This is a genomic window from Bradyrhizobium sp. WSM2793 (assembly GCF_000379585.1).
Taxonomy (GTDB): domain Bacteria; phylum Pseudomonadota; class Alphaproteobacteria; order Rhizobiales; family Xanthobacteraceae; genus Bradyrhizobium.
Genome location: NZ_KB902771.1, coordinates 143,240 through 158,115, shown reverse-complemented (window position 1 = coordinate 158,115; position 14,876 = coordinate 143,240). Strand labels below are relative to the sequence as shown.

10 protein-coding genes are annotated in these 14,876 nt (G+C 65.2%); 4 read left to right on the top strand and 6 right to left on the bottom strand.

Going from position 1 to position 14,876, the window contains the following annotated elements:
- Positions 1–68 precede the first annotated feature (68 nt).
- The 6 genes from A3AS_RS0106820 to ugpB all read right to left on the bottom strand — a co-directional run bounded on the left by A3AS_RS0106820 (position 69) and on the right by ugpB (position 8,975).
- Entirely contained in the window at positions 69–1,796 is a 1,728-nt protein-coding gene (locus tag A3AS_RS0106820; RefSeq protein ID WP_018316852.1) for an ABC transporter ATP-binding protein, read from the bottom strand.
- A 283-nt stretch (positions 1,797–2,079) separates the two neighbouring features.
- Positions 2,080–2,979 (bottom strand): ABC transporter permease, encoded by a 900-nt coding sequence (locus A3AS_RS0106815; protein WP_018316851.1) that lies wholly within the window; start codon positions 2,977–2,979, stop codon positions 2,080–2,082.
- Positions 2,980–3,200: 221 nt separating this feature from the next.
- Positions 3,201–4,214: an ABC transporter permease gene (locus tag A3AS_RS0106810; RefSeq protein WP_018316850.1), complete on the bottom strand. Its 1,014-nt coding sequence runs from the start codon at positions 4,212–4,214 to the stop codon at positions 3,201–3,203.
- A 246-nt stretch (positions 4,215–4,460) separates the two neighbouring features.
- Positions 4,461–6,083: an ABC transporter substrate-binding protein gene (locus A3AS_RS0106805; protein WP_018316849.1), complete on the bottom strand. Its 1,623-nt coding sequence runs from the start codon at positions 6,081–6,083 to the stop codon at positions 4,461–4,463.
- A gap of 357 nt (positions 6,084–6,440) precedes the next feature.
- The gene (locus tag A3AS_RS0106800) at positions 6,441–7,400 is read right to left on the bottom strand and encodes a phosphotransferase (RefSeq protein WP_026201743.1); all 960 of its coding nucleotides are present in this window, start codon (positions 7,398–7,400) and stop codon (positions 6,441–6,443) included.
- 234 nt (positions 7,401–7,634) lie between these two features.
- Entirely contained in the window at positions 7,635–8,975 is a 1,341-nt protein-coding gene (gene ugpB / locus A3AS_RS0106795; protein ID WP_018316847.1) for a sn-glycerol-3-phosphate ABC transporter substrate-binding protein UgpB, read from the bottom strand.
- Positions 8,976–9,159: 184 nt separating this feature from the next.
- Here ugpB and A3AS_RS0106790 point away from each other — a divergent pair, with 184 nt between their 5' ends.
- From A3AS_RS0106790 to A3AS_RS0106775, 4 genes are read left to right on the top strand one after another with little or no spacing between them, the layout of a single operon-like run.
- Positions 9,160–10,155, top strand: coding sequence for a TRAP transporter substrate-binding protein (locus tag A3AS_RS0106790; RefSeq protein ID WP_018316846.1), 996 nt, complete (start codon positions 9,160–9,162; stop codon positions 10,153–10,155).
- Positions 10,156–10,161: 6 nt separating this feature from the next.
- Complete coding sequence (locus A3AS_RS0106785; protein ID WP_018316845.1) at positions 10,162–12,240, top strand: ATP-binding protein; 2,079 nt, start codon at positions 10,162–10,164, stop codon at positions 12,238–12,240.
- Positions 12,210–13,955 (top strand): DUF3369 domain-containing protein, encoded by a 1,746-nt coding sequence (locus A3AS_RS0106780; RefSeq protein ID WP_018316844.1) that lies wholly within the window; start codon positions 12,210–12,212, stop codon positions 13,953–13,955. Before A3AS_RS0106785 ends, A3AS_RS0106780 begins: the two co-directional genes overlap by 31 nt.
- Positions 13,956–13,965: 10 nt before the next feature.
- Positions 13,966–14,703, top strand: coding sequence for a response regulator (locus tag A3AS_RS0106775; protein ID WP_018316843.1), 738 nt, complete (start codon positions 13,966–13,968; stop codon positions 14,701–14,703).
- Positions 14,704–14,876 lie beyond the last annotated feature (173 nt).

Here is a 14,876-nt window from a genome sequence, read left to right as displayed (position 1 = left end):
ATCTCTCTAGGTTGTTATTTGAGCATGATCTTTTCGGAAAACCGCTGCGCACTTTTCCGGATCATGCTCTAGTGTACCTGCAACGGCGGATGCGGGATCGCCGTCAGCAGCTCCTTGGTGTAGTCGTCCTGCGGATCGCTGAGGACCTGCTCGGAAGAGCCCTCTTCGACGATTCGACCGGTCCGCATCACAATGACACGATCGCACAGCAAGCGCACTACGTTCAAATCATGCGAGACGAACAGATAGCTCATACCTAGCCGCGCCTTGAGATCCTGAAGCAGGTTCAGAACGACAGCCTGCACAGAGACGTCCAGCGCCGCGGTCGGCTCATCCAGGATGACCAGTTTTGGATGCAGCGCAATGGCGCGGGCAATGCCGACGCGCGCCTTCTGGCCGCCGGAGAGCTGGTGCGGGAAACGATCCAGCAGGTTGTGCGGCAGGCCGACCATGGTGGCCAGCTCCTCGCAGCGGGCGCGAAGCGCATCGCGTCCCCTGATGTCGCTCAATTGCATGATCGGGTCGGCGATGGCGCGCGCAGCAGTGAAGCGCGGGTTGAGGCTGTCGGTCGGATCCTGGAACACCATCTGGATGCGGCTGCGCTGCGGCAGTCGGGCGAAGGACGCAGGCTGGATGGCGCCGATGTCCTCGCCGTCGAACTGGATCAGGCCGGAGGCCTGGTCCAGGAGCCGCATCACCATCATCGACGTGGTCGACTTGCCGCAGCCGGACTCGCCGACGAGGCCGACGCTCTCGCCATGGCCGATCGAAAAGCTGATGCCATCGACGGCGCGGAACACGTCCGGCTCCAGCGGCGGCTTGCGGCCGAACAGTTTTCCGAGCGTCGCGGTGGCACCCTGGCGCGGGTATTCCTTGACGAGCTTTTCGACGAGGAGGAGGGGTTTCTGCCGCTCCTCGGCGGCGGGAGCGGTTTCCACGAGCAACGCGCTCGCGGCAGGTGAAGCCCCCTCCTCCTCCGGCAACAGATCCCGCAAGCTCACCCCCAGCCGCGGCGTCGCGCGCATCAGCTTCTTGGTGTAGGGGTGTTGCGGGTTCGCAAAAATGTCGGCGGCCTTGGCGGTCTCGACCACGCGGCCCTTCTCCATCACCACGACGCGGTCGCAATAGGCGGCGGCGAGGCCGAGATCGTGGGTGATCAGGATGGTCGACATCGCGCGGCGCTTGGTCAGCTCCACGATCAGATCCATCACCGCCTTCTGCGTGGTGACGTCGAGGCCCGTGGTCGGCTCGTCCGCGATCAGGAGCTGCGGATTGCAGGCGAGCGCGAGCGCGATGACGACGCGCTGGCACATGCCGCCCGACAGCTCGAACGGATAGGCATGGTAGCGCTCGCGCGGGCGGGCGATCTTGACCTGCTCCAGCGCCTCGATCGCCTTCTCGCCGTGATCGGCTACCTGCGCCTGCTGCACATGGGTGCGCAAGACGTCCTCGATCTGGTCGCCGACTTTCCGGATCGGGTTCAGCGCCGCGCGCGGGTTCTGGAAGATCATCGAGACTTCGCGGCCGCGCAGGTCGCGCATCTGGTCTTCGGTCGCAGCCTTCACGTCGATGCCGGAGAACATCACCGAGCCCTCGGCGATCCGCCCGGCCCGGTCGAGGATGCGCATCACCGCGTAGGACGTCACCGACTTGCCGGAGCCTGATTCACCGACGATGGCGAGCGTCTCGCCCTTGGCGACGGAAATATTGACGTGCTGTACGGCCTTGACGATGCCGCGGCGGGTGGTGAATTCGACGGTGAGGTCCTGGACATCGAGCAGCGGCTGGGCGGTCATGCGAGCCTGCCGATCAAAAAACGCGAAAACAACCCCATGCACAGTAGAAAGAGGTTGGATTCGTTGGGGAATTTTTGACGTAGATTTACGCGTGAGGCAGGCACCGGCCTCTCGCTCCCTCCCCCCTTGTGGGGGAGGGTTGGGGAGAGGGGTGGCTCCAAGCTAAATCGGAGTTCGTGGCTACCCCCCTCCCTTCCCCTCCCCCACAAGGGGGGAGGGAATGAGAGAGCCGTGGCAACCACACTCCCAAGCGTCCCGATCTTCTCTCTGCCCCCAACCATCATCACGTCCTCCGCTGGGGGTCGACGATGTCGCGCAGGCCGTCGCCGAGGAGATTGAAGCAGAACACGGCGATCATCAGCGCGAGGCCGGGGAAGAGCGCGATCCACCATTCGCCTGACACCATGAAGCCCGCGCCCTCGGCGACCATGATGCCCCATTCGGCGGTGGGCGGACGGACGCCGAGGCCGATGAAGGACAGGCCCGCGGCATTGAGGATGGCGTAGCCCATGGTCAGCGACATCTGCACGATCATGATCGGCATGATGTTGGGCAGGATGTGCACCAGCAGGATGCGGAACTCGCCGTTACCCGACAGCCGCGCGGCCTGCACGAAGCCGGCATTGCGGCGGACATTGGCCTCGGCACGCGCGACGCGGGCATAGAGCGGGAAGTTCACGATGGCGGTGGCCAGGATGATGTTCTGCACGGTGTTGCCGAGGGCGGCGACGATGCCCATCGCCAGCACGAACAGCGGAAAGGCCATGATGGTGTCGGCGATGCGGCCGACGATGCGGTCGGTCCAACCGCCGAAATAACCGGCCGCAATGCCGGCGAGGCCGCCCATCAGGAACACCAGCGCGACCGAGGCGACGGCGATGAAGACGTCGAGCCGGGTCGCGACGATGACGCGGCTGAAGATGTCGCGCCCGAGCTGATCGGTGCCGAACCAATGCGCGGCTGACGGCGGCTTCAGCGCCGCGGCGGTGTCGGACGCCAGCGGATCGTACGGCACGACATAGGGGCCGACGATCGCGGCAGCGAGGATCAGGATCAGCAGCGCGAAGGCAAAACCGGTGACCTTGTTTTCGCTGAGGACATAGCGGGTCTGTTCGAGCACCGCGACGAGCCCGGAGGTGCGCGCGGGACCGACGGGTTCAACAGCAGGCGCAACGGAGCTCATGGCTTTACTCCTGGAGCTTCTGAGCGTGGGGACGAACGGCCAAGCGGCGAGCGCGCTTCACCTCTCCCGCTTGCGGGAGAGGTCGCGCCAAAGGCGCGGGTGAGGGCTCTCTCCTCTTGGGGGCTCTCGCCCGCGGAGACACCCCCTCCCCAGCCCTCCCCCGCAAGCGGGAGAGGGAGCGGACCGCTCGCGTGGCTCGTATTGGGCGAGATCATGACGGTCTACCCTTCCAACCGCACGCGCGGATCGATCACGCCGTACAAAATGTCGATCACGAGATTGAGCAGCACGTACATGACCGCCATGGTGAGCACAAAACCCTGCACCGGCGCGAAGTCCGACGAGATTAGGGCTTCCACCGCATAGGAGCCGATGCCCGGCCAGGCGAACACTTTCTCCACCAGCACGTTGGCGCCGAGCAGGAACGAGAACACCATGCTGAGCGTGGTGATCACGGGCAGCATCGCGTTCCGAAACGCGTAGGTGACGATGACGGTCGACGGCGACAGGCCGCTGGCGCGCGCGGTGCGGACGAATTCGGACGCGAGCACCGCCAGCATCGAGGCGCGCGTCATGCGCGCGATCGGCGCCAGCGAGAAGATTGCGAGCGTCGTTGCGGGCAGGATGAGCTGGCTCAGCGCCGAGCGAAACGCTTCGAGATCGCGCGCGATCAACGTGTCGATCAGATAGAAGCCGGTCACCGTCGGCGGCGCGCTGGTGAACACGTCGAGACGGCCGAGCGGCGCCGGCGACCAACCCAGGCGGAAATAGAAGACATAGACCAGCACGAGGCCAGTGAAGAACACCGGCAGCGAGACGCCGGCCGTCGTCGTGACGCGGCATAAGTGGTCGACCCATGACCCTGGCCGCGTCGCCGCGAGGACGCCGAGCGGAATGGCGATGACGACGGACGCGATGAGGCCGAGCAGCGTGAGTTCAGCCGAGGCCGGCAGGCGGTTGCGGATCTCGGCCGCGACCGGCTGTCCTGTCGTCAGCGAGTTGCCGAAATCGCCGTGGGCGAGATCATTGGTGTAGCGGAAGAACTGCTCGATCAGCGGCTTGTCGAGGCCGAGCTTCTTGCGGATCTGCTCGACGGCTTCCTTGGTCGCGGCGGGACCGGCGAAATAAGCGGCGGGATCACCGGGCAGCGCGCGTGTCAGCAGGAAGGTGACGATGACGACCCCGATCAGCGAGGGAACCGCGAACATCAAGCGCTTGCCGATCATGGTCAGCATGGGCGACTTCCCGTGATGAGAGGAGATGACGCAACAGGCACAACTGCGCCCCCTCTCCCGCTTGCGGGGGAGGGTTGGGGTGGGGGTGCTTCCGCATTGGGGTTCTCCGTGTGGAGAGAGCCCCCACCCGCCGCGCTCTTTGAGCGCGTCGGCCTCCCCCGCAAGCGGGAGAGGCGAACCGAGCCAGCCGATAAGCCTCCGAACGCCATATCCGATTGCCTCGCCCTAATCGCCAATCGGCTGATCTCACCCCTTCGCCATCGCGCGATAATCGAGCCGCCGATGGAACCAGTACTGATAGCCGCTGATGTTCTTCTGCATCGCGACGTTGACGAAGGGTTGGTACAGCGGGATGCGCGGGATGTCGGTGTAGGCGAGATCGACGAAGCCCTTCACGTCCTTGTCGTAGGCCGCGGTATCGCCGGCCGCAGCGGCAGTGCGCGCGCCGTCGATCAGCTTGTCCATCTCCGCCGACTTGTAGCTCATGGTGTTGAAGACGGAATTGTTGCCGTGATAGCACCAGTAGAAGAAGTATTCGGGGTAATCGAGCCAGCCCGAGAACACGTTGGTGAAGAGCGGCATCTCCTTCTTGTTCAATTCGGTGCGCCAGTTGGCGCCGGGCACCTTGTTGATGGTGGTCTTGATCCCGATCTGCGCGAGGCTCTCCTGCACCAGCACGCAGAGCGGCTCGTTGACGCCGGCGAAATTCAGATCGAACGAGATCGTGGTCTCGAAGCCGCCTGCGTAGCCGGCCTCGGTGAGCAGTGCCTTCGCCTTCTCCATGTCGGTGTTGTATTTGTGCGGCTGCGGCCAGGCGACTTCGGTGGCCTTGTCCTTTGGCGCGCCGAACATCGGGTTGGCGAGGCCGAACATCACGGCGTCCATGATCTTCTGATAGGGCAGCGCGTAGGCGACCGCCTGGCGCACCTTCGGATTGTCGAAGGGCGGCTTGGTGACGTTCATGCCGATATACTGGATGCCGTTGGAGAACGGCAGCGACACCACGTTGAGCTTGCCGTTGGCTTTCATCTCCTGAAAGTCCTTGTTCGGCAGTTCGTAGGAGATGTCGGCATCGCCGCGTTCCAAGAGCGCGCGGCGGTTGCCGGCCTGCGGCACCATGCGCCAGATCACGCGCTTGATCTTCGGCAAGGGGCCGCCGACCCAATCCTCGTTGCGCTCCATGATGACTTCGGTGCCCGCGGTCCATTTCGTCACCTTGTAGGCGCCGGAGCCAGCGGTCTGCTGTTTCGTGAACTCGAGACCCCAGGGGTCCTTCTCGCTGGCGTTCTTCTTCACCAGCTCGGAGTTGACGATGCAGGGCACGATCACGGCGAGATCGGGGATCGTGAGCTTGTCCTTTTTCAGGAAGTCGACGCGCACGGTGTAGTCGTCGATCACGACGAACTGCTCCGGCTTGGTCAGCGAGCCCGCGCTCATCTGGAAGGTCGGGAAGCCGCCGACGCTGACGGCGCGGTCGAGCGACCACTTCACGTCCTTCGCGGTCACCGGCGTGCCGTCGTGGAATTTGGCGTTCTTCTTCAGCTTGAAGGTGACCGACATGTCGTCGATCCTGAAATCTTCGGCGAGCTCGCCCTTGAACTTGTCGCGGTCATAATAGGGCACGCCGCCCGGGCCGCTCTTCATCTCGTGGCTGATCAGGCGGTCATAGCAATTCCAGGACACCTCATAGCCGGGCACGTTGGTGCCGACGCCGTGGATGTCGAGATTGTTGGGGCCGCCTTCCGAGACGATCAGCAGCGTCTCCGAACGGGCGTCGGCATAGGCTGAGGAAATCACCTGTGGCATCGCCGGAAGCGCCGCCCCGGCGGCCAATCCGGAAACGGACTTGAGGAAATCGCGGCGCTTCATGAAATCGCTCCAACACAACGTTTTTGGTTGGAGCCGGATTCGCAAGGTTCGTGCCGGAGCTTAACGGATGTTTACGATCAAGTTAATGAACTGATATCGCTTAGGAAATGTCGATTTAGGCGCGTCGCGGCCTTCGTCTCGATCTCCCGATATTGCATACAAAGATACAGATTTGCCTATTCAATGAGCTTAATTTGATTGGCGCCCGCCCCATAAGCACGGCTGCCATCCGGGCGATGCGCAGCATCGAGCCCGGAATCCCTCGGGCGGCGGCACGCGCAGGACCATGCATTCCGGGTTCGCCGCTCCGCGGCGCCCCGGAATGATGGAGAGAGGCGGGGCCGGCGCTCACCGGCCTCACCCCGCCCAGATCAGCTCCTGCAGTTCGACCAGATCGTCCGCCTGCTCCTGCCAGCGCGCGATGCAGATGTGGCTGTTGAGGTCGCTGGCGCGGTGCAGCAGCATCAGGGCCATCAGCCGGCGCTTGAGCGTGTAGTCGAGCTTCACATAGCCAAAGCCTTCGAGCAGGCTCTTCACCCTTCCCGGCCGGCCCGCCGCCATGAACGCGCCGGGGCCGAGCAGGTCGTAATCGCGCCATCCCGCCAGCACGTCCCCGAAGTCGAACAGGCCTTTGAGCGACCACTGGCCGTCATCGCAGGCGAGCAGGAAGTTCTCCGGAATGTACTCGCCGACCAGAAAGACCGGCGGCGCATCCAGCGGGATGAGCTTTTCCGCATCGCACAGGAGATCATCGAGGCCGGCAAGAAATTTCGGCGCGAGGCCGAGACGCGTGTGCCGCGCCCTGCAGCCCTGCATCTGGGCACGCATGAAATCGTCCCAGCGCGGCTCGATCTCTGCAAGCGGCCCGAGCGGGGCGCGCTGGACGCTCGCAATGGTCTCGCCGATCTGGCGCAGCAGGCGTTCCTTCTGCGATTCCGGCAGGTGTGGCCACACCTCCGAGCCGAGCGTGCCTGATAGCCGCGTGATGACGAGATAGGGCCAGCCGTCGCGTATCCCTTCCGCGACGATCTCGGGGATCGGCAGATCGAGATGGCCTTTGAGCTGCATCAGCGAGCCGCGCTCGGAGACGAATTGCGCGTACAGCATCGGCGGGAAGATTTTGAGGATCGGCCCCTCGCCGAGGCCGACGACGAGGTTGGTGCCGGTCGCGAACACATGCGGCGCGCTGGTATCGAGACCGTGGCTGCGCGCAATGCCGAGTGCGATCGGAAGCCATTGCGAGGGCGCGGAGCGAAAGGCGCGGAAGCTTTCCTCGTCGGCGAAGGCCGGCAGTGTTTGCGATGGAGCGTTAGTCATCATCGTTACGAGCTTGATTGATTCGTCAGTGCGAGCCGAGGAGACGGTGCACCTCTCCCGCTTGCGGGGGAGGTCGGCGCGAAGCGTCGGGTGGGGGCTCTCTCCCCGCGGGGACACTTTCCGCAGACGTCAGGCAATCCCAGCGTGGAGAGCGCCCTCTCCCCAACCCTCCCCCGCAAGCGGGGGAGGGAGCGCCTCCCGCGCGGCCACAGCGAAGCCCAATCGCAACATGCACTACCGTTCCGGGCTGGCGCGCTCGAACTGGCGCAGCAGTTTGTTGCCGCGCTCGACGGCGGAATCCAGGGCAAATTGCGCGCTCTTCTGGCCGGAAAAGGCCTGCTCCAGCTCGTCCTCGATCGCGCCGCGGATCAGGACGAAGGAGCCGAGCCGGATGCCCTTCGAATTCTCCGTCGGCGGGTTGAGCGTGATCTCCTCGAACGAGATCGACGAGCCCGGGTTGCGCTCGTAAAAGCCCTGCGCGCGCGTCAACTCGGAGGCGGCGCGGGTGATCGGCAGATAGCCCGTGTTCTGATGCCAGGCGGCCTGCACGCCGGGCTGTGACAGATAGGCGAAGAACCGCGCCACGCCCTTGTATTCCTCGCGCGGCCGGTCGCGCAGCACCCACAGCGTGGCGCCGCCGATGATCGAGTTCTGCGGCGCGCCCTTCACGTCGGGCCAATACGGCATCATGCCGTAGCCGATCTCGAATTTCGAATTCGCCTTGATGTCGGCGCGCGTCGCCGAGGAGCCGATGAAGATGCCGCATTCGCCGCTCTGGAAGCGGGGCTCGGCCGCTTGGCCGCGGCCGCCATAGTCGAACAGCTTTGTCCTTTGCCATTCGGCGAGCTGGGCGATGTGTTTGACCACGACCGGGTTGTTGATGGTCAGCTCGGCATCGAGCCCGGCAAAGCCGTTCCCGCGCGTCGCCAGCGGCAGATTGTGGAAGGCGGAAAAATTCTCGACATGGATCCAGGACGGCCATGATGTGGTGAAGCCGCAAGCAGCGCCGCGGTCGCGCAGGCGCTTTGCAGCGGCCCCCAATTCCGGCCAGGTCTTCGGCGGCGTCTCCGGATCGAGGCCCGCGTCGCGGAACATGGTCTTGTTGTAATAGAGGATCGGCGTCGAGGAGTTGAACGGGAACGACAGCAGGTTGCCGCCCGCATCGGTGTAGTAGCCGGAGACGGCGGGCAGGTAGTCATTGAGCGAGAACGGCTCGCCCTGGTCCCGCATCAGGCTGAACACCGGATAGATCGCGCCCTTGGCGGCGGTCATGGTGGCGGTGGCGACCTCGTTGACCTGGACGATCGCGGGCTGGCTGCGCGAGCGGAAGGCGAAGATCGCCGCCGTCACCGTCTCGGTGTAGTTGCCCTTGTAAGCGGGCACGATGCGGTAATCGGACTGCGAGGCGTTGAAGTCCGAGGCGAGCTTTTCCAATTGCCGCCCAAGCTCGCCGGACATCGCGTGCCACCACGCGATGTCGGTGGCGGCGCGCACGGGCGCGGCCAATGAGAGAGCCGCCAAGGCGGCGACGAGCTGCAAAAGGCGCAATGCTGAACTCACGATGGCGCTTCCCATGCCGCGCGACAAAGGCGGCTGCCCTGCTTAAGGCGCGGCATTTGCGGTTTCAACCGGGAATGAGCGCCGGCCGCGCCGCACAATTACACGGCCGCGCCGGGCGGGATGGCCTTCCCCCGACCATCTGCTAGATTGCATTGAACCTTTTGCCCCCGCCATAGACTCCACCACTGAGGGGTTGAGTGTGCCAGTGTTGAGCCGTGCCGAACTCTCGCGGACCGGAGTGATCGTCGTCGCGCTTCTGCTTGCCGTCTGTGCGACGGGTGCCGTCGCACGCGAATTTCGCGCCGCCGATACCCAAACCGAGGATTACCCGACCGTCCAGGCGCTGCGCTACATGGGCGCGCTGATCGCCGAGCGCAGCGGCGGCCGCCATGAGATCAAGGTGTTCCACTCCCGCCAGCTTGGCGAGGAAAAGGAGACCATCGAGCAGACCCGGGCCGGCGCGATCGACCTGAACCGGACCAATGTCGCGCTGATCGGCAACTTCGTTCCGGCGATGAACGTGCTCGCCATGCCGTTCCTGTTCCGGTCCATCGAGCACATGCAGAAGGTGCTGGACGGCCCGATCGGCAGCGAGATTCTGAACAGCTTCGAGCCCTATGGCTTCGTCGGGCTCGCCTTCTACGATTCCGGGGCGCGGTCGATCTACAACGGCGCCCGCCCGGTGAAGACCATCGCGGATCTCAAGGGATTGCGGATCCGGGTGCAGCAGTCGGAGTTGATGAGCCAGATGATCCGCTCGCTCGGCGCCGAGCCGGTCGAGATGCCCTATGGGCAGGTGCTCACCGGGCTCGCCAACCATCTGATCGACGGCGCCGAAAACAATTGGCCATCTTTCGTGACGACGGATCATTACACGCATGCCGGGCATTATACGCTCACCGAGCATACGATGAGCCCCGAAGTGCTGGTGATCTCGCTGAAGGCCTGGCAGAGCCTGTCGCCGGACGACCAGAAAATCTTCCGGGAGGCTGCGCAGCGCTCCAGTCGGTTCATGCGCGAGAAATGGCGCGACCTCGAGGAGCAGTCGCAGCGCAAGGCGCAGGAGGCCGGCGTCACCATCATCAGGGATATCGACCGCAAGCCGTTCGAGGACGCGATGGCCCCGATCTACGCCAAGGCCGGGCGCGATCCCGCCGCGGCCGCGCTGATCGAACGTATTCGCAAGGTGGAGTGAGCCGCGTTGGCTGCACTTGGACATACCGAGCACCCAGACCGGCCGTCCGGCCCGATCGGACGGCTGCGCGCACGCCTGGTCGGCGTGCTGCGCGCGGTGCCGATCCGCTGGCGCATCCTGTCGATCGCGGCGCTGAACTCCGCCGTGGTGGTGGTGCTGGTGGGGATGATCTGGAACGGCGCGCAGGTGCTGGGCTCGGCCTGGGGCGACGTCCGCCAGGTGCGCGAGTCCGACCGGATCCTGGCGCTGCTCGAAAGCGAGACCGGACGCCTGCACAATCTGATCCACCGCTACATCAACCAGCCGAGCCCCGACCTGTTCGCCGAGATCCTGCTGCTGCGCGAGGCGGTGCTGGGCACGCTGACCAACCGCGCCGCCAAGGACCCGATGCTGTCGGGCTCGGTCGAGGAGCTGGAGCGCACCACCGACCGCTTCCTCAACGGTTTCGGCGAGCTGCGCAGCGTGCAGGCCACCATCGCCAAGACCTATGAGGACCAGGTGCAGGGCCCGGCCAGGGACATGGCCGGCCTCTATTCCATCATCGAAGGCGCCACCGGCCATCGCGACGCGCTGATCTGGCCCTCGCTCGGAAAATCCCGCGAGGCCTTCACCGCGATGCTGGTGGCGGCCAATTCCTATTATCTGTCGCTGTCAGCGGGCGCGGCCGACGACGCGCGCCGCAACACCGAGACGATCGAGAAGACCATCCCCGTCATGATCGATCTCGCCGACAACGATCTGCAGAAGATGGCCTTGCGGCGGCTCGGGGCCCGCACCGCCGCACTGCGCGAGGGCTTTGCAAAGCTCTCCGAGCAGCTTGCCAGCCGCACCGAGCTGCTCCGCAACAGCATCGACGCCAGCCAGGCCGAGGCGATCGGCGCCATCGACGACCTCTCCACCAAGATGCGCCAGCGCGAGCAGAGAGCGCAGGAGACCTTCGACCGCACGCTGGCGGATATTTCCCGCCGCGTCCTTTCCATCGCGGTGATCTTCCTCGGCATCATCCTCACCGCCGGCGTGATGATCGCGCTGTCGATCCGGCTGCCGCTGCAGCAGATCATGGCGGCGATGCGCGCGATCACGCTCGGCGACCTCGACCGCGAGGTGCAGGGCACCAAGGCCCGCGACGAGGTCGGGGCCATGGCGCGCGCGGTGGAGGTGTTCCGCGAGAACGCGATCGCAAAGCGCGAGACCGAGGACGAGCTGCGCGCGTCGAAGGAGAAGGCCGAGAGCGCGCTGCTCGAACTCAATACCGCGCAGCAGAATTTGATCGATGCCGAGCGGCTGGCGGCGCTTGGCGGTCTCGTCGCCGGCGTCGCGCATGAGGTCAACAACCCGATCGGCATCAGCCTCACCGTTGCCTCGAGCTTTGCCCGGCGCACCGAGATCTTCGAGGCCCAGCTCAAGGGCGACGGGGGCCTGCGCCGCTCGCAGCTGGAGGAGTTCGTGCAGTCCTCGCGCGACGCCTCGCAGCAGCTGGTCGCCAATCTGCAGCGCGCCGGCGAGCTGATCCAGTCGTTCAAGCAGGTCGCGGTCGACCGCTCCCATGCCGAGCGGCGGCAGTTCTCGCTCAGCGAGGCCACCGACCAGATCATCGCCAGCCTGCGCCCGGTGCTGAAGCGCTCGCCGATCACGCTGCAGGTCGACGTGCCGGAGGGGCTGCTGCTCGACGGCTATCCCGGCTCCTATGGCCAGATCCTGACCAACCTCTTCCTCAACGCCGCCAATCACGCCTTCGCCGACGGGCGTGCCGGCACGATCATCATCCAGGCGCGGCCGCGCGGGACCGAGGACGTCGAGCTTATCTTCACCGACGACGGGGCCGGCATGACCCCCGACGTGCAGCGCCAGGCCTTTGACCCTTTCTTTACCACCCGGCGCAATGAAGGCGGCACGGGACTCGGGCTTCATATCGTCTATAACCTCGTCACCCAGCAGCTCGGCGGGCGCATGATGCTGGAATCCAAGCTGGGACAAGGCACCACTTTTCGCATTATCATGCCCCGGGTCGCCAAGGGCGGCGCGCAAAGCACAGAAAGTGACGGGACTTCTCAATGGCCGAACAGGACGATGTCCTCCACCTGATCGACGATACCGGTACCGCGTCGGAGGATGCCAACGCCCGGAAATGGAAGATCGCCGTCATCGACGACGATCCGGCCGTGCATGACGGCACCCGTTTTGCGCTGTCCGACTACAGCCTCAACGGCCAGAGCCTGGAGATCCTGTCGGCCTATTCCGCGGCGGAAGGCCGCAAGCTGATGGCCGAGCACAGCGACATCGCCGCCGTGCTGCTCGACGTCATCATGGAGACCGACGTCGCCGGCCTCGAGCTGGTCGAGTTCATCCGCAACGAGATCCGGAACGAGACGGTGCGCATCATCCTGCGCACGGGACAGCCCGGCCAGGCGCCCGAGCGGCGCGTGATCGTGCAGTACGACATCAACGACTACAAGGCCAAGACCGAGCTCACCGCCGACAAGCTGTTCACCTCGCTGACCGCGGCGCTGCGCTCCTATCAGCAGCTCGAGCGCATGGTGCAGACAAGGCGCGGGCTCGAGATCATCATCGACGCGGCCTCGACGCTGTACGACTTCAAGTCGATGCAGCGGCTCGCCGAGGGCGTGCTGACCCAGCTCGCCTCGCTGCTCAACGTCGATTGCGCCGGTATACTGGTCTTGCGCGACAATGGCGGCATCGACCCCGAGCTCTCGGTGCTCGCCGGCAGCGGCTGCTACAGCCGCTTCATCGGCACCACGACGTCGAAGGCGCTCGACCCCGAGCTGCGCGAGATGGTGGAGGCCGCGTTCCAGCGCCGCAAGAACGAATTCGCCGACCACCGCAGCGTGATCTATTTGCGCACCGGATCCGGCCGCGAGGTGGTGGTGCTGCTGCAGGCCGAGCGCGAATTGTCCGAGACCGATCGCTCGCTGGTCGAGATCTTCTCCTCAAGGCTCTCGATCGCCTTCGACAACGTCATCCTCTACCAGCAGCTCCAGGCCGCCAACACCCAGCTGGAGGACCGCGTCGCCCAGCGCACCCGCGCGCTGATGCAGGCCAATCGCCGCCTCTCGGCGCAATGGCTGCGGCTGCAGCGCGCCAACGGCTTCAAGAACGAGATTTTGGGCACGGTCGCGCACGATCTGAAGAACCCGCTCGGCGTCATCCTCGGCCGCACCGAGATGCTGAAGGAGCTGATCTCGACCGGCGCCTCGGAAAACGGCGTGGTCGCCCAGGTCGACCACATCCGCGACGCCACCAAGCGCCTGACCACGATGGTCGACCATCTGATCTCGGATGCGATGGCTGACGCCTTCGACATCACCATCCGCCGCGAGCCGGTCGACGTCGCCGCCCTGGTCAAGGAGGTCGCCGAGGCCAACCAGCCGCTCGCCGTCAACAAGCAGCAGGCAATCAGCGTCGCCGCGCCGGCCAACATCGTCACCATGTGCGACACCGACCGCATCCGCGAAGCCATCGACAATCTCATCAGCAACGCCATCAAATACTCACCAATCGGCGGCAAGATCGACGTGGTCGTCAGCCACGAGGGCAGCGACACCGTCGTCCGCGTCAGCGACGAGGGCGCCGGCCTGTCGCCGGAAGATCTCGGCCGCCTGTTCGGCCGGTTCCAGCGGCTGTCGGCCAAGCCGACCGCAGGCGAGAGCTCGACGGGGCTTGGGCTCTCCATCGTCAAGCGTATTGTCGACATGCATGGCGGCGAGGTGACCGCCGACAGCGAAGGGCCCGGCAAAGGCTCGACCTTCACCTTCACCCTTCCCGCGACCGAAATGCCGTGATCTCAAGACCATGACCCAAAGCCAGCACATCATGATCGTCGACGATGAAGCCCCGGCCCGGGAGATGGTCGGCGATTATCTCAAGATGCACGGCTTCACCGTGACGCTGTGCGACGGCGGCAAGAGTTTGCGCGCCGCGATCCAGGGCAGCATGCCTGATCTCGTCGTGCTCGACCTCAACATGCCCGAGGAAGACGGCCTCTCGATCATCCGCGATCTCAAGAGCCGCATCAACGTGCCCGTCATCATGCTGACGGCAACCGCGAGCCCGATCGACCGCGTGGTGGGGCTCGAGCTCGGCGCCGACGATTACGTAGCCAAGCCCTGCGAGCTGCGCGAGCTGATGGCGCGCATCCGCTCGGTGCTGCGGCGGAGCGGGCCGGCCAAGGCCGCCGCGCCTGATGCGGCGGCGGCGAAATCCGACAAGGAGCAGCTGGTACGGTTCGGGACAAAGTGGCTCGACCTCGAAGCCCAGGCCTTGCGCGACGACGAGGGCAACGAGCATCCGCTGACCGCCTCCGAGTTCGGATTGCTGAAAGTGTTCGCGGCCAATCCGAAGCGCGTGCTGTCGCGCGAGCGCCTGCTGGAATTGGCTAACGCGCGCGACGCCGAAGCTTTCGACCGCGCCGTCGACCTGCGCATCATGCGCATCCGCCGCAAGATCGAGCCCGATCCGGCAAAACCCGCCGTGATCCGCACCATCCGCGGCGGCGGCTATCTGTTCTCGCCGGCCGGCGAGAAGGCGTAAGTCGCGCGGCACGCCAGGTGCCGTAGGGTGGGCAAAGCGAAGCGTGCCCACGCGTCTGTCGCCATATCGGAAAGATCGTGGGCACGGCGCGCAAGAGCGCGCCTTTGCCCACCCTACGAGATCACCGTCCCAGCGGTGGGCGCGACCGAACGCAAGTCACCGAGATTCGTTCC

Excerpts from the sequence above, each read along its gene's own strand:
- A3AS_RS0106820 (WP_018316852.1), bottom strand. The coding sequence starts at position 1,796 with ATGACCGCCCAGCCGCTGCTCGATGTCCAGGACCTCACCGTCGAATTC.
- A3AS_RS0106815 (WP_018316851.1), bottom strand. The coding sequence starts at position 2,979 with ATGAGCTCCGTTGCGCCTGCTGTTGAACCCGTCGGTCCCGCGCGCACC.
- A3AS_RS0106810 (WP_018316850.1), bottom strand. The coding sequence starts at position 4,214 with ATGCTGACCATGATCGGCAAGCGCTTGATGTTCGCGGTTCCCTCGCTG.
- A3AS_RS0106805 (WP_018316849.1), bottom strand. The coding sequence starts at position 6,083 with ATGAAGCGCCGCGATTTCCTCAAGTCCGTTTCCGGATTGGCCGCCGGG.
- A3AS_RS0106800 (WP_026201743.1), bottom strand. The coding sequence starts at position 7,400 with ATGACTAACGCTCCATCGCAAACACTGCCGGCCTTCGCCGACGAGGAA.
- ugpB (WP_018316847.1), bottom strand. The coding sequence starts at position 8,975 with ATGGGAAGCGCCATCGTGAGTTCAGCATTGCGCCTTTTGCAGCTCGTC.
- A3AS_RS0106780 (WP_018316844.1), top strand. The coding sequence starts at position 12,210 with ATGGCCGAACAGGACGATGTCCTCCACCTGATCGACGATACCGGTACC.
- A3AS_RS0106775 (WP_018316843.1), top strand. The coding sequence starts at position 13,966 with ATGACCCAAAGCCAGCACATCATGATCGTCGACGATGAAGCCCCGGCC.